Below are 20,315 nucleotides of genomic sequence, written 5' to 3'. Positions count from 1 at the left end.
AGCAACGCTGAAGTGTACGTTTCATCCACTCCCCGTGATCGATATGGATGGAACATCCACCGTGCCGGACCCACTCGCCCCGTCAGCCCCCTCCCCGGCTCCCCCGACCCCGCCCGTTCCCCTGACGGCGCTCCTGGCCCGGGAGGATCTGGGCCTGCGCCAGATCGCGGGCCCCGACGCCGGGGAGAGCGGGGCGGCCGTCCAGTGGGTGCACACCTCGGAGATGTCGGACCCGTATCCGTACCTTCTGGGCGGCGAACTGCTGTTGACGGCGGGCGTGCACATCACCGACCCGGTGGGCGCGGGCGTCTACCTCGACGACTACGTGGCGCGGATCGTCGAGGCGGGCGGCGCGGCCCTCGGCTTCGGCGTAGCGCCCGTGCACGACACGGTGCCGCGCGCCCTGGTGACGGCCTGCGACCACTACGGCCTGCCGCTCCTCGAAGTACCGCCGCGCACCACGTTCAGCGGGGTCGCCCGCGCGGTGTGGCGGCTGGTGGCGGAGGCCAGGCACGCCGAGCTGCGCCGCGTGACGGACGCCCAGCAGGGTCTTGCCACGGCCGCCGCGCGCCCCGACCCGGTGCCCGCGGTGCTGCGCCAGCTGGCGGTGCGCCTCGGCGGCTGGGCGGCGCTCTACGCCCCGGACGGCACGGTGCTCCACACGGCGGGAACAGCGCCGGGAGCAGGGGCGCGGCAGGCGGTGCGCGAGCTCTCCGAAGTCGTACGCCCCTCGGGGCGGCCCGGCCCCGCCCCCGCCTCCGCCACCGACTCCGTGGGCGGCGCCCACCTCGCCGCGTACGCGCTGGGCGGCGGGCAGGGGTTCGCGCTCGGGGTCGCCGCCGAGCAGCGCGAGCCGGGGGACCACACCATCACCGGGGTGGCCGTCGTGCTGCTCTCGCTCCTGACCGGGAAGCACCAGGGCGCCGCGGACTCCGCGCGGTCGGCGGCTCTCGTACGGCTGCTGCTCGGCTCCGCGGTGGACGAGGTCGCGCCTCTCCTGGGGGCCGGCGAGTGGACCGTGGTGCACGCGCGCGGGGACACCGGCGACGACCCGGTGGCGCACTCCGTCGCCGCCTCCGCGCTGGCCGCCGCGCTGGGCAGCGGCCTGCTGGACGCGGACGCGGGGCAGGGCCTCGTACGGCTGCTGCTCCCCGCCGACCGCGAGCTCACCGGGGAGCCGGGCTGGACCCTGGGCGCCTCCGCCCCCGCCGCCCCCGGGAACCTGCCCGCCGCCGACGCCCAGGCGGACCGCGCCCTGCGCCGCGCCGAGGCCACCCGCGCGCCGCTCGTCCGGCACCGGGAGGCGGGCATCGCGGCGCTGGTGTCGCCCGCCGAGGCCGCGGCCCACGCGCGCGTGCTGCTCGCCCCGCTCGGCGACGGAGGGGCGCTCAGGGAGACCTTGCGCACCTGGCTCTCCCTGCACGGCAGTTGGGACCGCACGGCCACGGCACTGGGGGTCCACCGCAACACGGTCAGACAGCGCATCACGCGGTGCGGGGCGCTCCTCGAGGCGGACCTGGACGACCCCGACGTCCGCATGGAGCTGTGGTTCGCGCTGGGCCGCGAGAGGTGACGCGGGCCTGCGGAGGGGCGCAACTCACAGGTCCAAGCACCGGGACAGCCCGCCACCGCGCGGTCACCGACGGCAGAATGGACCCCATGCCGATACCCAGCCGTGCCGCGCTCGTCGATCACCTCGTACGCTCCCGCATCGCGGGCGATGTCGCCACGCCACGCGAGAACAACCTCAGCCACTACAGGAAGCTCGCGAACGGCGACCGTCACTACTGGCTCGGCCTGGAGCTCGGCGACCGCTGGACCGACGAGCAGGACGTCCTCGCGGTGATGGCCGAGCGGTGCGGTGTGATCGACGACGCCGAGTACCGGCACGGCCAGGACACCATCGACCCCGAGCTGACGGTCGACGCCCTGGAGCGGATGGCGGCGCGCCTGCGCAAGGCGGCGGCCGGCAAGGAGAGGGTCCTTTTCGCCACCGGCCACCCCGGGGGCCTGCTCGACGTGCACCGCGCGACGGCGGCCGCCCTGCGTTCGGCGGGCTGCGAGATCGTCGTCATCCCGGAGGGCCTCACCGCCGACGAGGGCATGGTCTTCCAGTTCGCGGACGTGGCGATGCTGGAGCGCGGCGCGACTCTCTGGCACACGCACTCCCCCGAGCCGATGAACGCGATCCTGGACGGCCTGGAGCGCGCGGGACGCCCGCTGCCCGACCTGGTCGTCGCCGACCACGGGTGGGCCGGACGGGCGGGCCAGCGCGGCATCGACTCCGTCGGGTACGCGGACTGCAACGACCCGGCGCTGTTCATCGGCGAGGCCGAGGGCACCGTCCAGGTGACGGTCCCGCTGGACGACCACGTCACAAGCCCGCGCTTCTACGACCCCATGACGGCCTACCTGCTGGACGCCGCCGGCCTCACGGCCACGGGCTGAGCCCTTCGGTCCGCCGCTGGGCGAACCCCGGCGTGGGGTCCAGATAGACCCGTCGTACGCCGGGAAAGCGCTCCCGGAGCCGTCGCTCGGCCTGTTCGCAGGCCCACTCGATCTGTGCCGCCGAGGAGGCGTCCCGGAAGTCGACCTTGGCGGCGACCAGTGCCTCCCGCGGCCCCTGGAGCAGTGTCGTCAGCTCGAGGACGGCCTCGATGTGCTCGGAGGCGAGCAGCACCTCGCGGATCTCCTTGCGCATCGGCTTCGGCAGGGGGCGCCCGATGAGGAGCTGGGCGTTGCTGCGTCCGAGCACCCAGGCGACGTACAGGAGCAGCGCGCCGATGCAGAGCGAGGCCACGCCGTCCCACACGCCGGACCCGGTGAGCTGCCCGCCGAGCAGTCCGCCCGCGGCGAGCACGAGCCCGGCCAGGGCGGCCGCGTCCTCAAGGACGACGGCCTTCACGGCGGTGTCGGGCGTGTGGCGCAGGTAGCGGCCGAAGGACGCCCCGAAGCGCGCCGCCTCACCGCGGGCCTGCTTGACGCCGGTGCGCAGCGAATAGCCCTCCAGGAGGAAGGCGATGGCGAGCACGACGTACGAGACGAGCGGGTCGCCGAGTTCCTCGCCCGCCACCAGGGTGTGGATGCCGTCGTAGATCGAGAAGACGGCGCCACCGACGAAGGTGGCGACGGCCGCGAGCATCGCCCAGATGTAGCGCTCGGGTCCGTATCCCAGCGGGTGGTCCTCGTCGGCGGGCTTCTCGCTCCGCTTCAGGGCGGTGAGGAGGAGCACCTCGGTGACGGTGTCGGCCAGTGAGTGCGCCGCCTCGGAGAGCATCGCGCTCGACCCGCTGATGACACCGGCGACGGCTTTGGCGACGGCGATCCCGAGGTTGGCGACAGCGGCGACGATGACGGTGAAGGTGCTCTCGCCGCCGCCCTCGGGCGGCTCGGGCTTGCTGCTGTCGACCGGCTCACTCATGTATCGGACGGTATGTCCGATCAGCGCGGAACGCGAACGACGCCCTCCTGAATCAGCGCGGAACGCGAACGACGCCTTCCTGGATCACCGTCACCGCGAGCTGCCCGTCCTGCGTCCAGATCCGCGCCTGGCCGAGTCCGCGCCCGCCGGACGCCGAGGGCGACTCCTGGTCGTACAGAAGCCATTCGTCGGCCTTGAAGGGGCGGTGGAACCACATCGCGTGGTCGAGCGAGGCACCGACGACGTCACCGACCGCCCAGCCGCCGCGGCCGTGCGCGAGCAGCACCGAGTCGAGCAGCGTCATGTCGGAGACGTAGGTGGCGAGACAGACGTGCAGCAGGGAGTCGACGGTGTGGTTGGCATAGTCGTCGAGCTTGCCGTTCGTGCGGAACCACACCTGGGAGCGCGGTTCGCGCGGCTGCCCGACCGTGGCCCAGGGCGGCGCGTCCACGTAGCGCAGATCGACGGCCGCGCGGGCTTCGATCAGCCGCTCGGCGACGTGTGACGGCAGATGGCGCGGCAGCATCTCCGCGGCGGTGGGGAGTGTCTCCGGGTCCGGGGCGGACGGCATGCCCGTCTGGTGCTCCAGGCCCTCCTCGTACGTCTGGAAGGACGCGGAGAGGTGGAATATGGGCTGCCCGTGCTGGACGGCGACGACCCGGCGCGTGGTGAAGGAGCGACCGTCGCGGATCCGGTCGACGGTGTAGACGATCGGCGCGCCCGGGTCACCGGCACGCAGGAAGTACGCGTGCAGGGAGTGGGCGGGCCGGTCCGTGGGGACGGTGCGTCCCGCCGCCACCAGCGCCTGGGCGGCCACCTGGCCGCCGAAGACGCGCGGGACGAGCGCCGAGCGGCTCTCGCCCCGGAATATGTCCTCCTCGATCTGCTCCAGGTCGAGCAGATCGAGGAGTGACTCAAGTGCCTTGTTCATGAATCCAGTTCTACAGGGCGGTCTTTACAGGCCCATGTTCTTGGCGATGATCATCTTCATGACCTCGCTGGTGCCGCCGTAGATGCGGTTGACGCGGTTGTCCGCGTACAGGCGGGCGATGGGGTACTCGTTCATGAAGCCGTAGCCGCCGTGCAGCTGGAGGCACTTGTCGATGACGCGGTGCGCGACCTCGGTGTTGAACAGCTTCGCGGAGGCGGCCTCGGCGGCGGTCAGCTCGCCCGCGTCCAGGGCCTCCAGGGCGCGGTCGGCGACGGCCTCGGCGGCGTCCACCTCGGCCTGGCAGGCGGCCAGCTCGAACTTGGTGTTCTGGAAGGAGGCGACCGTCTTGCCGAAGACCGTGCGGTCCTGGACGTACTCCTTGGCGAACCGGACGGCGGCCTTGGCCTGCGCGTACGCGCCGTAGGCGATGCCCCAGCGCTCCGAGGGGAGGTTGCTGCCGAGGTAGTAGAAGCCCTTGTTCTCCTCGCCGAGGAGGTCCTCGACGGGGACCTTGACGTCGACGAACGCGAGTTCGGCGGTGTCGGAGGTCTTCAGGCCGAGCTTGTCGAGCTTGCGGCCGATGGAGTAGCCCTCGGACTTGGTGTCCACGGCGAAGAGGGAGATGCCGTAGCGGCGGTCCTCGGCGGTGGGCGCCGACGTACGGGCGCAGACGATCACGCGGTCGGCGTGCACGCCTCCGGTGATGAAGGTCTTGGAGCCGTTGAGGACGTAGTGCGTGCCGTCCTCGGAGAGCTTGGCCGTGCTCTTCATGCCCGCGAGGTCGGAGCCGGTGCCCGGCTCGGTCATCGCGAGGGCCCACATCTCCTCGGCGGAGACGAACTTCTCCAGGTAGCGCTTCTTCTGCTCGTCGGTGGCGAGCGCCTTGATGTACGGCAGGGCGAGCAGCACGTGGACGCCGGAGCCGCCGAAGGTGACGCCCGCACGGGAGGTCTCCTCGTACTGGATGGCCTCGAACTTGTGGGTGTCCAGGCCCGCGCCGCCGAACTCCTCGGGGACGTTGATGCCGAACAGGCCGAGCTCGGCGAGCTTGTAGTAGAACTCGCGCGGCACCTGACCCGCGGCGAACCACTCCTCGTGGACCGGGACGACCTCGGCCTCGATGAAGGCGCGCAGGGTCTCCCGGAACGCCTCGTGGTCCTCATTGAAAACGGTACGGCGCACGGGGGGACTCCTTCGGAACGACACCAGGCTCGGGCGGACGCAAGCGGACACAACACGACTAAGCGCTTGCTCAGATAAACGTTACCCGCCGGTCACCGGACCGTCCAGAGAGAAGTCCTGTCGCTCCCGTCACGCCACCGCCGACGCGAAGGCCCCGCGCGCCAGGCCGTGCAGCAACTGGGCCATGGCACCGCGGCTGGGCAGCGCGTCACGGCGGCTCAGGTGCGGTGTGGAGTTGAGCAGGCCGAAGACCGCGTGCACGCAGACGCGGGCGGCGTTCTCCGCGAGGTCCGGATAGACCTTGCGCACGACGTCGACCCAGATCTCCACGTACTGCCGCTGGAGCTGGCGGACCAGCTTGCGGTCGGTGTCGCGCAGGCGGTCGAGCTCGCGGTCGTGCAGCGTGATCAGGGAGCGGTCGTCGAGGGCGAAGTCGATGTGCCCCTCGATGAGCGCGTCGAGCACCCGCTCCGGCGGTCCGTCCACGTCGGCCACACACCGCTTGCCGCCGGTCAGGAGCTGCCCGCTGATGCCGACGAGCAGCTCGGCGAGCATCGCGTCCTTGCCCGCGAAGTGGCGGTAGAGACCGGGCCCGCTGATGCCGACGGCAGCCCCTATCTCGTCCACTCCGACTCCGTGGAAGCCGCGCTCGGCGAAGAGCCGGGCGGCTTCCCTGAGGATCTGCTCGCGACGGGTGGGGGCGTCGGTTCTGGTGGCCATGGAATCAATTCTAGACAGGGCGGTTAGCGGTCGTTAACCTGATGGAAACGCGTTAACGCTCATTAACCGAGCAAGGGGGCTCGACTGATGCTGCAGGCACCGGTGCTGACGAGCGCGGCTGATCCCGCGTCCGAAGCATGGCGGACGAACGAGGCGGCGCACACCGCCCTCGTCGACGACCTGCGGGCCAAGCTCGCGGCGGCACGGCTCGGCGGTGGCGAGCGGGCCCGGGCCCGCCATGTCGCGCGCGGCAAGCTGCTGCCCCGCGACCGCGTGGACGCCCTGCTCGACCCCGGCTCGCCCTTCCTGGAGCTGGCACCGCTCGCGGCCGACGGGTTGTACGGCGGGGACGCCCCGGCCGCCGGAGTCATCGCCGGCATCGGCCGGGTCTCCGGACGCACCTGCGTGATCGTCGCCAACGACGCCACCGTCAAGGGCGGCACGTATTACCCCATGACGGTGAAGAAGCATCTGCGCGCCCAGGAGGTCGCGCTGGAGAACCGCCTCCCCTGCCTGTATCTGGTGGACTCGGGCGGCGCCTTCCTGCCCATGCAGGACGACGTCTTCCCGGACCGCGAGCACTTCGGGCGGATCTTCTACAACCAGGCGCGGATGTCCGGTGCGGGCGTCCCGCAGATCGCGGCCGTGCTCGGCTCGTGCACGGCGGGCGGCGCGTATGTCCCCGCGATGAGCGACGAGGCGGTGATCGTCCGCAATCAGGGGACGATCTTCCTCGGCGGCCCGCCCCTGGTGAAGGCCGCGACCGGCGAGGTCGTGACGGCCGAGGAACTGGGCGGCGGCGAGGTCCACTCCCGAGTCTCCGGTGTGACGGACCACCTCGCCGAGGACGACGCGCACGCGCTGCGGATCGTGCGCACGATCGTCTCCACGCTCCCCGGGCGCGGCGAACTCCCCTGGTCGGTCCGGACGGTCGAGGAGCCCAAGGTCGACCCCCTCGGGCTGTACGGAGCGGTGCCCACGGACTCCCGCACCCCCTACGACGTGCGCGAGGTCATCGCGCGCGTGGTCGACGGCTCGCGCTTCGCCGAGTTCAAGGCGGAGTACGGCCAGACGCTCGTGACCGGCTTCGCCCACCTGCACGGCCACCCGGTCGGCATCATCGCGAACAACGGCATCCTGTTCTCCGAGTCCGCCCAGAAGGGCGCCCACTTCATCGAGCTGTGCGACCAGCGCGGCATCCCCCTCGTCTTCCTGCAGAACATCTCCGGATTCATGGTCGGCCGGGACTACGAGGCGGGCGGCATCGCCAAGCACGGCGCCAAGATGGTGACGGCGGTGGCCTGCACGCGCGTGCCGAAGCTGACCGTCGTGATCGGCGGTTCGTACGGCGCGGGGAACTACTCGATGTGCGGCCGGGCGTACTCCCCCCGCTTCCTGTGGATGTGGCCGAACGCCAAGATCTCCGTGATGGGCGGCGAGCAGGCCGCCTCGGTCCTGGCGACCGTCAAGCGCGACCAGTTGGAGGCGCGGGGCGAGGAGTGGTCGGCGCAGGACGAGGAGGCCTTCAAGGACCCGGTCCGCGCCCAGTACGAGGCGCAGGGCAACGCCTACTACGCCACGGCCCGGCTGTGGGACGACGGCGTCATCGACCCCATGGAGACCCGGCAGGTCCTCGGCCTCGCCCTGACCGCCTGCGCCGAGGCCCCGCTGGGTGAACCCGGCTTCGGCGTCTTCCGGATGTGAGGGGCGGACGATGAGCGACTTCCAGCAAGGGACCACCCCGGGGAGAGGGACGATGTTCGACACGGTTCTGGTCGCCAACAGGGGCGAGATCGCCGTCCGCGTCATCCGGACGCTGCGCGCCCTCGGCGTGCGCTCGGTCGCCGTCTTCAGCGACGCGGACGCGAACGCCCGGCATGTGCGGGAGGCGGACACGGCCGTGCGCCTGGGCCCGGCCCCGGCCTCGGAGAGCTATCTCTCGGCCGAGCGGCTGCTCGAAGCGGCGGCCCGCAGCGGCGCCCAGGCGGTCCATCCGGGGTACGGCTTCCTGGCGGAGAACGCCGGTTTCGCGCAGGCCTGCGCGGACGCCGGCCTGGTCTTCATCGGTCCGCCCGCCTCGGCGATCGACCTGATGGGCGACAAGATCCGCGCCAAGGAGACGGTCAAGGCTGCCGGGGTCCCGGTGGTCCCCGGCTCCTCGGGCAGCGGTCTGACCGACGGCCAACTGGCAGACGCCGCGCGGGAGATCGGCATGCCGGTACTGCTCAAGCCGTCGGCGGGCGGCGGCGGCAAGGGCATGCGGCTCGTGCGGGACGCCTCGCTGCTCGCGGACGAGATCGCCGCCGCCCGTCGCGAGGCGCGGTCCTCCTTCGGTGACGACACGCTGCTCGTGGAGCGCTGGATCGACCGCCCCCGGCACATCGAGATCCAGGTCCTCGCGGACGGCCACGGGAACGTGATCCACCTCGGCGAGCGCGAGTGCTCGCTCCAACGACGCCACCAGAAGATCATCGAGGAGGCCCCCAGCGTCCTGCTCGACGAGGCCACGCGCGCGTCGATGGGCGAGGCGGCGGTCCAGGCGGCGCGCTCCTGCGGCTATGCGGGCGCGGGCACCGTGGAGTTCATCGTGCCGGGCAAGGACCCGGCGTCGTACTACTTCATGGAGATGAACACCCGCCTCCAGGTGGAGCACCCGGTGACGGAGCTGATCACCGGCCTCGACCTGGTGGAGTGGCAGCTGCGGGTCGCAGCCGGCGAGGAACTGCCGTACGGACAGCAGGACATCACGTTGACGGGCCACGCCATCGAGGCCCGCGTCTGCGCGGAAGACCCCTCCCGTGGCTTCCTGCCGTCGGGCGGGACCGTCCTCGCCCTGCACGAGCCCCAGGGCGACGGGGTGCGGACCGACTCCGGCCTGAGCGAGGGCACGGAGGTCGGGAGTCTGTACGACCCGATGCTGTCGAAGGTCATCGCGTACGGCCCCGACCGCCCGACCGCCCTGCGCAAGCTGCGGGCCGCGCTCGCGGAGACGGTCACCCTGGGCGTTCCGACCAACGCGGGGTTCCTGCGGCGCCTCCTCGCCCATCCGGCGGTCGTGTCCGGGGAGCTGGACACCGGCCTGGTGGAACGCGAAGCGGACGGCCTCGTCCCCGAAGGGGTGCCCGACGAGGTGTACGAAGCGGCGGCAGCCGTCCGCACCGCCGCCCTCGAACCGACCGGTGACGGCTGGCGCGACCCCTTCTCGGCCCCGACCAGCTGGCGCCTCGGCGGCACCCCCGCCCCCCTGGCGCACAGCCTGCGCGTGCCGGGACACGAACCCGTGGCGCACATCGCGGGCGAGGGCCCGCGCACCGTGGAGCCCGGCCGCGTCACGGTCCACGTGGACGGCGTCGCCCACACCTTCCACCGCGCCGCCGACTGGCTCGGCAGGGACGGCGACGCCTGGCACGTCCAGGACCACGACCCCGTGGAGGCGAGCCTCACCGGAGCCGCCCACAGCGGGGCCGACGCCCTCACGGCCCCCATGCCCGGCACGGTCACGGTCGTCAAGGTGTCCACCGGCGATCACGTGACCCAGGGGCAGAGCCTCGTGGTGGTGGAGGCGATGAAGATGGAGCACGTCATCTCCGCCCCGCACGCGGGCACCGTCAGCGAGCTCGACGTCACACCGGGCTCGACCGTCGCCATGGACCAGGTCCTGGCCGTGGTGATCCCCGACGAGACCCCGCAGGAGGAGAAGTGACGCTCCCCACGGCGCTCCCGATGGCCGTCCCCGCCCCGGGCCTCCCGCCCCGCGTCCGGATCTACGAGGTGGGCGCACGGGACGGCCTGCAGAACGAGAAGGCGGTCGTCCCCACCGAGATTAAGGCGGAGTTCATCCGCCGCCTCGCCGCCGCGGGCCTCACGACCGTCGAGGCGACCAGCTTCGTGCACCCCAAGTGGGTTCCCCAACTGGCCGATTCCGAGCAGCTGTTCCCCCTGGTGCGGGACCTCGAACAGGACGCGGTGGCGCAGCTCCCCGTCCTGGTGCCGAACGACCGGGGCCTCGACCGCGCGCTGGCGCTCGGCGTCCGCGGCATCGCCGTCTTCGTCAGCGCCACGGAGTCCTTCGCCAAGGCCAACCTCAACCGCACGATGGCCGAGGCGCTCGCCATGTCGGAGCCGGTCGTGGCCCGTGCCCGCGAGCAGGACGTGCGGGTGCGCGGCTATCTCTCCATGTGCTTCGGCGACCCGTGGGAGGGCCCGGTGCCCATCGCCCAGGTCGTCCGCACCGCGAAGGCCCTTCTCGACATGGACTGCGACGAGCTGAGCCTCGGCGACACCATCGGCGTGGCCACCCCGGGCCATGTCCTCGCCCTGCTTGCCGAGTTGAACGAGCAGGGCGTGCCGACGGACCGCATCGGCGTGCACTTCCACGACACGTACGGCCAGGCACTCTCCAACACCCTCGCCGCCCTGCAGCACGGCGTGCGCACGGTCGACTCCTCCGCGGGCGGCCTCGGCGGCTGCCCGTACGCGAAGAGCGCCACGGGCAACCTGGCCACCGAAGACCTCGTATGGATGCTCGACGGCCTCGGCATCGAGACCGGCGTCGATCTCGGCAAGCTCACCGCCACCAGCGCGTGGATGGCCGAACAACTGGGCCGACCCAGCCCCTCCCGCACCGTCCGTGCCCTGTCGGGCACCTCCCACCAGGAGCAGTGAAGAACGATGGACCACCGTCTGTCCCCTGAGCACGAGGAACTCCGGCGCACCGTCGAGGAGTTCGCGCACGAGGTGGTCGCCCCGAAGATCGGCGACCTGTACGAGCGCCACGAGTTTCCGTACGAGATCGTCCGCGAGATGGGCCGCATGGGCCTGTTCGGCCTGCCCTTCCCCGAGGAGTACGGCGGCATGGGCGGCGACTACCTCGCCCTGGGCATCGCGCTCGAAGAGCTGGCGCGGGTGGACTCCTCCGTGGCGATCACCCTGGAGGCGGGCGTCTCGCTCGGCGCCATGCCGATCCACCTCTTCGGCACGGACGAGCAGAAGCAGGAGTGGCTGCCGCGGCTCTGCTCCGGTGAACTCCTGGGCGCCTTCGGCCTGACCGAGCCGGACGGCGGCTCGGACGCGGGCGGCACCCGCACGACCGCGGTGCTCGACGGCGACGAGTGGGTGATCAACGGCTCCAAGTGCTTCATCACCAACTCCGGCACCGACATCACGGGCCTGGTCACGGTCACCGCCGTCACCGGCCGCAAGCCGGACGGCCGTCCGCTCATCTCCTCGATCATCGTGCCGTCCGGGACCCCCGGGTTCACGGTTGCGGCTCCGTACTCGAAGGTCGGCTGGAACGCCTCGGACACCCGCGAGCTGTCCTTCGCGGACGTCCGAGTGCCCGCGGCGAACCTCCTCGGTGAACAGGGCCGCGGCTATGCCCAGTTCCTGCGCATCCTCGACGAGGGCCGGGTCGCCATCTCCGCGCTCGCGACGGGCCTCGCGCAGGGCTGCGTCGACGAGTCCGTGAAGTACGCCAAGGAGCGGCACGCCTTCGGCAAGCCGATCGGGGCGAACCAAGCGATCCAGTTCAAGATCGCCGACATGGAGATGCGGGCGCACATGGCCCGGGCCGGCTGGCGGGACGCGGCATCGCGGCTGGTCGGCGGCGAGTCCTTCAAGAAGGAGGCAGCGATCGCGAAGCTCTACTCCTCCACGGTCGCCGTCGACAACGCGCGCGAGGCCACCCAGATCCACGGCGGGTACGGCTTCATGAACGAGTATCCGGTGGCCCGGATGTGGCGGGACTCCAAGATCCTGGAGATCGGCGAGGGCACCAGCGAGGTGCAGCGCATGCTGATCGCCAGGGAACTGGGATTCGCGGGATAACCACGTCCGCGTCGGGGAAGGCGCCCGCGGGGGCCACTGGACAGCACCTTAGGTTAGGTTAACCTAAGCGCTAGTTCCGGCCAGTGGCCCCACCGTGTCGCCGTCCTCACGAAAGCAGAGACCCTCATGCCCCACTCCCGCCTCCCCCAGCCCTCCCGCCGCGGCATTCTCGCCGCAGGCGGAGCCCTCGGCCTGACGGCCCTGCTGGCAGCCTGCGGAGACGAGAAGAAGGACAACTCGGGCGCTGCGGACTCCGGTGACTCCGGTCCCTGGAGCTTCAAGGACGACCGCGGCACGACCGCCAAGGCCAAGGGCACCCCGAAGAACATCGTCGCCTTCACCGGCGTCGCCGCCGCCCTCTTCGACTACGGCATCGAGGTCAAGGGCGTCTTCGGCCCCACGAAGACCAAGGACGGCAAGGCCGATGTCCAGGCCGGCGACATGGACGTCAGCAAGGTGACGATCCTCGGCAACGAGTGGGGCAAGTTCAACATCGAGAAGTACGCGGGCCTCGCTCCCGACCTCCTCGTCTCCACGATGTTCGACGACGCGGGCACGCTCTGGTCCGTTCCCGAGGAGAGCAAGGACAAGATCCTCAAGCTCGCCCCGAGCGTCGGCGTCAGCGTCTACGACCGCAAGATGACCGAGCCCCTCCAGCGCCTGCTCGCGCTCGCCGAGTCGCTCGGCGCGGACGTGAAGGCCGAGAAGGTCGTCAAGGCGAAAAAGCGCTTCGAGGCCGCGGCCGAGCGGCTGCGCAAGGTCGCCAAGGCGAACAAGGACATCAAGGTCCTCGTCGGCTCGGCGAGCCAGGACATCTTCTACGTCTCCGGGACGAACCTCTCCGCGGACCTGGAGTACTTCAAGTCCCTGGGCGTCAACTTCGTCGAGCCGTCCGAGGCCGCCAAGAAGGCGAGCGGCGGCTGGTTCGAGAACCTGAGCTGGGAGAACGTCAACAAGCACGACGCGGACATCATCATGATGGACAACCGCACCGCCACCATCCAGCCCGCCGACATCGAGAAGCCGACCTGGGCGAAGCTGCCCGCGGTCAAGGCCGGCCAGATCATCCCCCGCGTCACCGAGCCCATTTACTCGTACGACAAGTGCGCCCCGATCCTCGAGGACCTCGCCGACGCGATCGAGAAGGCGAAGAAGGTCAGCTGACCCTCCGCGGTCAGCTGACCCTCCACGGGCCCAACTGACCACCAACCGACCCGCTGACCCGCCTTCCCGGACGCCACGCACCACAGCCCTCTCCGCATTCCGGAGAGGGCTGTTCCGTTTTCCTGCCTCTTTGTGACCGCAGGGACCCCCTGGGTTTAACCACCGGGGTAGTTAGGTTAGGCTTACCTCACTTCCCCCAAGTCCCCTCACCCAGAGGAAGTTCATGCGCTCGCACCTGCTCAACGACACCACCGCGGAGCGTTACCGCAGCTCCGTGACCGAAGGAGTCGAGCGGGTGGCGGCCAGAATCGCCACCACCTCACGCCCCTTTACCGGCGTCTCCGTCGAAGACCTCGCGCCCCGCATCGAGGCCGTCGACCTGGACGAGCCCCTGCACGACACCATCGCCGCCCTGGACGAGCTCGACGAGCTCTACCTGCGCGACGCCGTGTACTTCCACCATCCCCGCTACCTCGCGCACCTCAACTGCCCGGTCGTCATCCCGGCCGTGCTCGGCGAGGCGGTGCTCTCCGCGGTCAACTCTTCCCTCGACACCTGGGATCAATCCGCCGGCGGCACCCTGATCGAGCGCCGCCTCATCGACTGGACCGCCGAACGCATCGGGCTCGGCCCGGCCGCCGACGGCGTGTTCACCAGCGGTGGCTCGCAGTCCAACCTCCAGGCCATGCTGCTCGCCCGCGAGGAAGCCGCCAAGGCCGGAAAGCCGGCCACCGAGCTGCGCATCTTCGCTTCCGAGGTCGGCCACTTCAGCATCCAGAAAGCCGCGACCCTGCTCGGCCTCGGCGAGGACGCCGTGATCGTCATCCCCACCGATCACAACAAGCGCATGCAGACCGTCGCGCTCGCCCGCGAGCTGGAACGCTGCCGCGAGAACGACCTCACCCCCATGGCGGTCGTCGCCACCGCGGGCACCACCGACTTCGGCTCCATCGATCCGCTCCCCGAGATCGCCGAGCTCTGCGAGCAGTACGGCACCTGGATGCACGTCGACGCGGCGTACGGCTGCGGTCTGCTCGCCTCGCGCAAGAACCGTCACCTCATCGACGGCATCGAGCGCGCCGACTCCGTGACCGTCGACTACCACAAGTCCTTCTTCCAGCCGGTGAGTTCCTCCGCCGTCCTGGTGCGGGACAGGTCGACGCTGAGCCACGCGACGTACCACGCGGAGTACCTCAACCCGCGCCGCATGGTGCAGGAGCGCATCCCCAACCAGGTCGACAAGTCCCTGCAGACCACGCGCCGCTTCGACGCCCTCAAGCTGTGGATGACGCTGCGCGTGATGGGCGCCGACGCCATCGGCGAGCTCTTCGACTCCGTCTGCGACATGGCGGACGAGGGCTGGCAGCTGCTCGCCGCCGACCCCCGCTACGACGTCGTCGTGGAGCCCCAGCTCTCCACGCTCGTCTTCCGCTACATCCCCGAGTCGATCTGCGACCCGTCCGCCATCGACCGCGCCAACCTGTACGCCCGCAAGGCCCTGTTCGCCTCCGGTGACGCGGTCGTCGCGGGCACCAAGGTCGGCGAGCGTCAGTACCTCAAGTTCACCCTGCTCAACCCCGAGACCACGGTCGCCGACATCACGGCCGTCCTCGATCTGATCGCCGGCCACGCCGAGCAGTACCTGGGAGAGACCCTTGACCGCGCTTCCTGACCACCGAGAACCACTGGAATCAGTGGAACCGCTGGACTTCATCGGTATCGGCCTCGGCCCCTTCAACCTCGGCCTCGCCTGTCTGACCGAACCCATCGACGAGCTGAACGGACTCTTCCTGGAGTCCAAGCCGGACTTCGAGTGGCACTCGGGCATGTTCCTGGAGGGCGCTCACCTCCAGACCCCGTTCATGTCGGACCTCGTCACCCTCGCGGACCCGACGTCCCCCTACTCCTTCCTCAACTACCTGAAGGAAGCGGGGCGGTTGTACTCCTTCTACATCCGCGAGAACTTCTATCCGCTGCGCACCGAGTACAACGACTACTGCCGCTGGGCGGCGGCGAAGCTCTCCTCGGTCCGCTTCGGCACGACGGTGACGGAGGTGACGTACGCGGATGACCTGTACGTCGTGCACACCTCCACCGGTGACACCCTGCGCGCCCGCCACCTCGTCCTCGGGACCGGCACCCCGCCGCACATCCCCGAGTCGTGCGCGGGTCTCGGCGGCGACTTCATCCACAACTCCCGCTATCTGCAGTCCAAGCAGGAGCTCCAGAAGAAGCAGTCGATCACGCTCGTCGGCAGCGGCCAGTCCGCCGCCGAGATCTACTACGACCTCCTGAGCGAGATCGACGTCCACGGCTACAAGCTCAACTGGGTGACGCGCTCCCCGCGCTTCTTCCCCCTGGAGTACACCAAGCTGACGCTGGAGATGACCTCCCCGGAGTACGTCGACTACTTCCACGCGCTGCCGGAAGCGACCCGCTACCGCCTCCAGGATCAGCAGAAGACGCTCTTCAAGGGCATCGACGGCGACCTGATCAACGAGATATTCGATCTCCTCTACCAGAAGAACCTCGGCGGCCCGGTGCCGACGCGCCTCCTCACCAACTCCTCGCTGCAGAGCGCCCGTCACGAGAACGGCACTTACACCCTGGGCCTCCACCAGGACGAGCAGGGCAAGGACTTCGAGCTGGAGTCCGAGGGCCTGATCCTGGCCACCGGCTACCAGTACGTCACGCCCGACTTCCTGGAGCCCGTGCGCGACCGGATCCGCTGGGACGGCCGCGGCCGTTTCGAGGTCGCCCGCAACTACTCCATCGACACCACCGGGCGCGGCATCTTCCTGCAGAACGGCGCCGTGCACACCCACTCGCTGACCAGCCCCGACCTGGGCATGGGCCCGTACCGCAACGCGTACATCATCGGTGAGCTGCTCGGCGCCGAGTACTACCCCGTCGAGAAGTCCATCGCGTTCCAGGAGTTCGCCGTATGAGCAACCCGACCACGGATCCGGAGCTGACCCTCCGCCCCCTCGACCCCCTGAAGGACGCCGAGCTCCTGCACGGCTGGGTCACCCACCCCAAGGCCTCGTTCTGGATGATGCAGGACGCGACGCTGCCGGACGTCGAGCGCGAGTACATGGCGATCGCCGCCCATGAGCACCACGACGCGTTCATCGGCCTGCACAAAGGCGTCCCCGCCTTCCTGATGGAGCGCTACGACCCCAGATACGTCGAGCTGGTCGGGCTCTACGACCCCGAGCCCGGCGACGTGGGCATGCACTTCCTCACCGCGCCCTCCGACGTCCGCATCCCCGGCTTCACCCGTGACGTGATCACCAAGGTCATGGCGACGCTCTTCGAGGACCCGGCGACCGCGCGTGTCGTGGTCGAGCCGGACGTCGACAACACGGCCGTGCACGCCCTCAACGAGGCCGTCGGCTTCCGCGCCGCCGAAGTCATCCAGAAGCCGGAGAAGAAGGCTCTGCTGAGCTTCTGCACCCGCGAGCAGTTCTTCGAAAGTCGCAGCGAACAAGCAGTACGCGAAAGGGAATCGGCGATATGACCCTGTCCGACGCAACGGCGCACCTCTCCCCCGAGCGCTGGGAGCAGGCCAACCGCCTCCTCATCCGCAAAGCCATCGCCGAGTTCTCCCACGAGAGGCTCTTCACCCCGGAGCCCCTGGGCGAGGACAAATACGTCATCCGCAGCGACGACGCCCTGACCCGCTACCGCTTCACCGCCAAGCGGCTGCGGCTCGACCACTGGCAGGTGGACGCCGACTCGATCTCCCGGCACCGCGACGGCACCGAACTCCCGCTGAACGCGCTCGACTTCTTCATCGAGCTGCGTACGGCACTGGGCCTGAGCGACGAGATCCTGCCCGTCTACCTGGAGGAGATCTCCTCCACCCTCTCCGGCACCTGCTACAAACTGACCAAGCCCGCGATCCCGGCCGCCGAGCTCTCCCGCTCCGGCTTCCAGGAGATCGAGACGGGCATGACCGAGGGCCACCCCTGCTTCGTCGCCAACAACGGCCGGCTCGGCTTCGGCGTGCACGAGTACCTCTCGTACGCCCCCGAGACCGCGAGCCCCGTACGGCTCGTGTGGCTGGCCGCGAGCAAGCAGCGGGCCGCGTTCACCGCGGGCGCCGGCATCGACTACGAGTCGTTCCTGCGGGCCGAGCTCGGCCAGGAGACCCTGGACCGCTTCGACCGCACACTCCGTGACCAGGGCCTGGACCCGGACGACTACCTCCTCATCCCGGCGCACCCCTGGCAGTGGTGGAACAAACTCTCCGTGACCTTCGCGGCCGAGGTCGCGCAGCGGCACCTGGTGTGCCTCGGCGAGGGCGACGACGAGTACCTCGCCCAGCAGTCGATCCGTACCTTCTTCAACAAGAGCGAACCGGCCAAGCACTACGTCAAAACGGCCCTCTCGGTCATCAACATGGGCTTCATGCGCGGGCTCTCGGCCGCGTACATGGAGGCGACCCCGGCGATCAACGACTGGCTCGCGGGCCTCATCGACACCGACGAGACCCTGAAGTCGACCGGCCTGACGATCATCCGCGAGCGCGCGGCCGTCGGCTATCGCCACCTGGAGTACGAGGCCGCGACCGACCGCTACTCCCCGTACCGCAAGATGCTCGCGGCGCTGTGGCGCGAGAGCCCCGTCCCCTCGCTGGCCGAGGGCGAGCAACTGGCCACCATGGCCTCCCTGTTGCACACGGACATGGAGGGCGCGTCCTTCGCGGGCGCCCTCATCGAGCGCTCCGGGCTCACCCCCGCCGAGTGGCTGCGCGGCTATCTGCACGCCTACCTGACGCCGCTGCTTCACAGCTTCTACATGTACGACCTCGTCTACATGCCGCACGGCGAGAACGTCATCCTGGTTTTGAAGGACGGCGTCGTACAGCGGGCGATCTTCAAGGACATCGCCGAGGAGATCGCGGTCATGGACCCGGACGCGGTCCTTCCGCCCGCGGTCGAGCGGCTGCGGGTCGAGGTCCCCGACGACCAGAAACTCCTGTCGATCTTCACGGACGTCTTCGACTGCTTCTTCCGCTTCCTGTCCGCGAACCTCGTCACCGAGGGCCTGGTGGACGAGGAGACGTTCTGGGGCGCCGTCGCCGAGTGCGTGACGACGTACCAGGAGGCCACACCCCAGCTGTCCGACAAGTTCAAGCAGTACGACATGTTCGCCCCGGAGTTCGCACGGTCCTGCCTGAACCGGCTCCAGCTGCGGGACAACGAGCAGATGGTGGACCTCGCCGACCCGGCGGGCGCGCTCCAGCTGGTCGGGACGCTGAAGAACCCGATCGCGTAGGAGGCGGTCACCTCATGAGCCGAGCGGGGCTCCCGGGACGGTCCCCGGGAGCCCCGCTCTCGTGCTCAGGTGCTCAGGCGTGCGTCACTTCGAGGGCCAGGGCACCTCGGAGGCCTTGTAGTAGTCCATGCCCATCGCGTCCCAGCGCGGTCCCTGCCGGGCGAGCCGCACCTTGTACGTGTCCCAGTCGTGCGTCGAGGCGGGCGACCAGCCGAGCTCGGCGATGCCGGGCAGCCGCGGGAACGCCATGAACTCGATGTGCTGCGAGGTCGAGAGCGTCTCCGACCACAGCGGCGCCTCGACACCCAGGACCGAGTCCGCGGGCGCGCCCTTCAGGTACGTCCCCGGGTCCCAGTCGTAGCTGCGCTGCACCGAGACCAGGCCCGCCCAGGAGAGGCCGAGCGGGGTGTCCTTGTTGTACTTCATGTCGAGGTAGGAGCGGTCGGCCGGCGAGAGGAGCAGCTTGGTGCCGTTCTTCGCGGCGTTCACGACCTGCTCGCGCTCGGCGGCGCCGGTGGCGTCGTAGCCCCAGTACTGCGCGACGGCACCCTTGGCGGGCGTGGCGCCGGTCAGCTGGTGCCAGCCCATGACGGTCTTGCCGTACTTGGCGACCACGGGCTGCACCTTGTTCATGAACTCCACATAGTCCTCGTGGCTCGTGGAGTGCGCCTCGTCGCCGCCGATGTGGATGTACTTGCCGGGCGTCAGGGCGGCGATCTCGCGGATGACGTCGTCCACGAAGTCGTACGTGACCGCCTTCTTGGCGCAGAGCGAGCTGAAGCCGACCTCGGTGCCGGTGTAGAGCGGCGGCGCGACGCCGTCGCAGTTCAGCTCGGCGTACGAGGCGAGCGCCGCGTTCGTGTGGCCCGGCATGTCGATCTCGGGGACCACTTCGAGCTGGCGGGATGCCGCGTACCGGACGATGTCCTTGTACTGGGCCTTCGTGTAGTGACCGCCCTTGCCGCCGCCGACCTGTGTGGAGCCGCCGTACGTCGCGAGCCTGGGCCAGGAGTCGATGGCGATGCGCCAGCCCTGGTCGTCGCTCAGGTGCAGATGCAGCTTGTTCACCTTGTAGAGCGACATCTGGTCGATGTAGCGCTTGACCTTGTCGACCGAGAAGAAGTGCCGCGACACGTCGAGCATCGCGCTGCGGTGCGCGTAGCGGGGCGCGTCCTTGATGGTGCCGCCCGCGACCAGCCAGGGGCCCTTCTGCTTCGTCTTCTTCTCGGCGGCGGCGGGCAGTTGCTGCCGCAGCGTCTGCACGCCGTAGAAGAGCCCGGCGGGCTTGCGGGCCGTGATGGTGACGGAACCGCGCCTCGATTCGAGGCGGTAGCCCTCGTTGCCCAGGGACTTGTCCTTGGCGTCGAGCCGGAGCCGGATGCCGTCGCGGCCCTCGTCGTCGGTGACCTTCAGGGGGTAGCCGGTGGAGGGGCGCAGGACGTCCGCCAGATAGCCGCCGATCCGGCGGGCGTCGCGCGAGTCGTCGACCCTGATGCGCGTCTTGGAGTTGATCGCGTACGGGGATCCGCCCGGGTCGGCGGACGCGGGGGCCGGAACGACCTGGCCGAGCGGGGTCGGTGTGGTGGCAGCGGCCGCCTCCGGTGCTCCGCCGTCACCGACGGGCGCGGCGGCCACGGACGAGAAGCCTGCCGCGGCGACGAGCAGCAACGAGCCGAACAGGCGGGTCGATCTTTGGTGCTGTCTCACGAGCGGGTCCCTTCGACGGGCCATCACTGTGGTGCATCGCAATCGAACGGTCACCATGGGTACCTTGCGCCCCGGGGTGGG

Annotated in this window: 16 protein-coding genes; 11 read left to right on the top strand and 5 right to left on the bottom strand. The window is 70.0% G+C overall.

Annotated elements, in window-relative coordinates:
• The first annotated feature begins 43 nt into the window (after nt 1-43).
• A complete protein-coding gene (locus tag ACWGIH_RS03490; RefSeq protein WP_453444399.1) occupies nt 44-1,573 on the top strand; it encodes a PucR family transcriptional regulator in 1,530 nt (509 codons plus the stop codon).
• A gap of 77 nt (nt 1,574-1,650) precedes the next feature.
• On the top strand, nt 1,651-2,448 hold the full coding sequence (locus tag ACWGIH_RS03485; RefSeq protein WP_453444398.1) for a phosphatase: 798 nt from the start codon (nt 1,651-1,653) through the stop codon (nt 2,446-2,448).
• Here the strand turns inward: ACWGIH_RS03485 and ACWGIH_RS03480 are convergent.
• The 4 genes from ACWGIH_RS03480 to ACWGIH_RS03465 form a co-directional block, all read right to left on the bottom strand.
• Nucleotides 2,432-3,421 carry a cation diffusion facilitator family transporter gene (locus ACWGIH_RS03480; protein ID WP_453444397.1) on the bottom strand — a complete coding sequence of 330 codons (990 nt, stop codon included), beginning with the start codon at nt 3,419-3,421 and terminating at the stop codon, nt 2,432-2,434. The genes ACWGIH_RS03485 and ACWGIH_RS03480 overlap by 17 nt on opposite strands.
• Before the next feature lie 52 nt (nt 3,422-3,473).
• The gene (locus ACWGIH_RS03475) at nt 3,474-4,352 is read right to left on the bottom strand and encodes an acyl-CoA thioesterase (RefSeq protein WP_453444396.1); all 879 of its coding nucleotides are present in this window, start codon (nt 4,350-4,352) and stop codon (nt 3,474-3,476) included.
• A gap of 24 nt (nt 4,353-4,376) precedes the next feature.
• Nucleotides 4,377-5,534 carry an acyl-CoA dehydrogenase family protein gene (locus tag ACWGIH_RS03470; RefSeq protein WP_453444395.1) on the bottom strand — a complete coding sequence of 386 codons (1,158 nt, stop codon included), beginning with the start codon at nt 5,532-5,534 and terminating at the stop codon, nt 4,377-4,379.
• 129 nt (nt 5,535-5,663) lie between these two features.
• Nucleotides 5,664-6,254, bottom strand: a complete 591-nt coding sequence (locus ACWGIH_RS03465; protein ID WP_453444394.1) for an SACE_7040 family transcriptional regulator — start codon at nt 6,252-6,254, stop codon at nt 5,664-5,666.
• Nucleotides 6,255-6,341: 87 nt separating this feature from the next.
• Between ACWGIH_RS03465 and ACWGIH_RS03460 the strand changes: the two genes are divergently transcribed.
• The 9 genes from ACWGIH_RS03460 (at nt 6,342) to ACWGIH_RS03420 (ending at nt 18,527) form a co-directional block, all read left to right on the top strand.
• Nucleotides 6,342-7,958: a carboxyl transferase domain-containing protein gene (locus tag ACWGIH_RS03460; protein WP_453444393.1), complete on the top strand. Its 1,617-nt coding sequence runs from the start codon at nt 6,342-6,344 to the stop codon at nt 7,956-7,958.
• 52 nt (nt 7,959-8,010) lie between these two features.
• Entirely contained in the window at nt 8,011-9,957 is a 1,947-nt protein-coding gene (locus ACWGIH_RS03455; protein ID WP_453444392.1) for an ATP-binding protein, read from the top strand.
• A 20-nt stretch (nt 9,958-9,977) separates the two neighbouring features.
• Nucleotides 9,978-10,919 carry a hydroxymethylglutaryl-CoA lyase gene (locus ACWGIH_RS03450; protein WP_453444527.1) on the top strand — a complete coding sequence of 314 codons (942 nt, stop codon included), beginning with the start codon at nt 9,978-9,980 and terminating at the stop codon, nt 10,917-10,919.
• Between the two features lie 6 nt (nt 10,920-10,925).
• On the top strand, nt 10,926-12,080 hold the full coding sequence (locus ACWGIH_RS03445) for an acyl-CoA dehydrogenase family protein (protein WP_453444390.1): 1,155 nt from the start codon (nt 10,926-10,928) through the stop codon (nt 12,078-12,080).
• A 126-nt stretch (nt 12,081-12,206) separates the two neighbouring features.
• Nucleotides 12,207-13,244, top strand: coding sequence for an ABC transporter substrate-binding protein (locus ACWGIH_RS03440; RefSeq protein ID WP_453444388.1), 1,038 nt, complete (start codon nt 12,207-12,209; stop codon nt 13,242-13,244).
• Between the two features lie 223 nt (nt 13,245-13,467).
• Nucleotides 13,468-14,916 (top strand): pyridoxal phosphate-dependent decarboxylase family protein, encoded by a 1,449-nt coding sequence (locus ACWGIH_RS03435; protein WP_453444386.1) that lies wholly within the window; start codon nt 13,468-13,470, stop codon nt 14,914-14,916.
• A complete protein-coding gene (locus tag ACWGIH_RS03430; RefSeq protein WP_453444385.1) occupies nt 14,900-16,192 on the top strand; it encodes a lysine N(6)-hydroxylase/L-ornithine N(5)-oxygenase family protein in 1,293 nt (430 codons plus the stop codon). The genes ACWGIH_RS03435 and ACWGIH_RS03430 overlap by 17 nt, the downstream gene beginning before the upstream one ends.
• Entirely contained in the window at nt 16,189-16,764 is a 576-nt protein-coding gene (locus ACWGIH_RS03425) for a GNAT family N-acetyltransferase (protein WP_453444383.1), read from the top strand. The genes ACWGIH_RS03430 and ACWGIH_RS03425 overlap by 4 nt, the downstream gene beginning before the upstream one ends.
• The gene (locus ACWGIH_RS03420; protein WP_453444382.1) at nt 16,761-18,527 is read left to right on the top strand and encodes an IucA/IucC family protein; all 1,767 of its coding nucleotides are present in this window, start codon (nt 16,761-16,763) and stop codon (nt 18,525-18,527) included. Before ACWGIH_RS03425 ends, ACWGIH_RS03420 begins: the two co-directional genes overlap by 4 nt.
• A gap of 84 nt (nt 18,528-18,611) precedes the next feature.
• On the opposite strand, the gene ACWGIH_RS03415 is transcribed toward ACWGIH_RS03420, so the two are convergent.
• Nucleotides 18,612-20,234 carry a beta-N-acetylhexosaminidase gene (locus tag ACWGIH_RS03415; RefSeq protein ID WP_453444381.1) on the bottom strand — a complete coding sequence of 541 codons (1,623 nt, stop codon included), beginning with the start codon at nt 20,232-20,234 and terminating at the stop codon, nt 18,612-18,614.
• Nucleotides 20,235-20,315 lie beyond the last annotated feature (81 nt).

The sequence above is a fragment of the Streptomyces sp. NPDC054872 genome, assembly GCF_053610705.1.
This window is presented reverse-complemented; position numbering and strand designations above follow the sequence as displayed.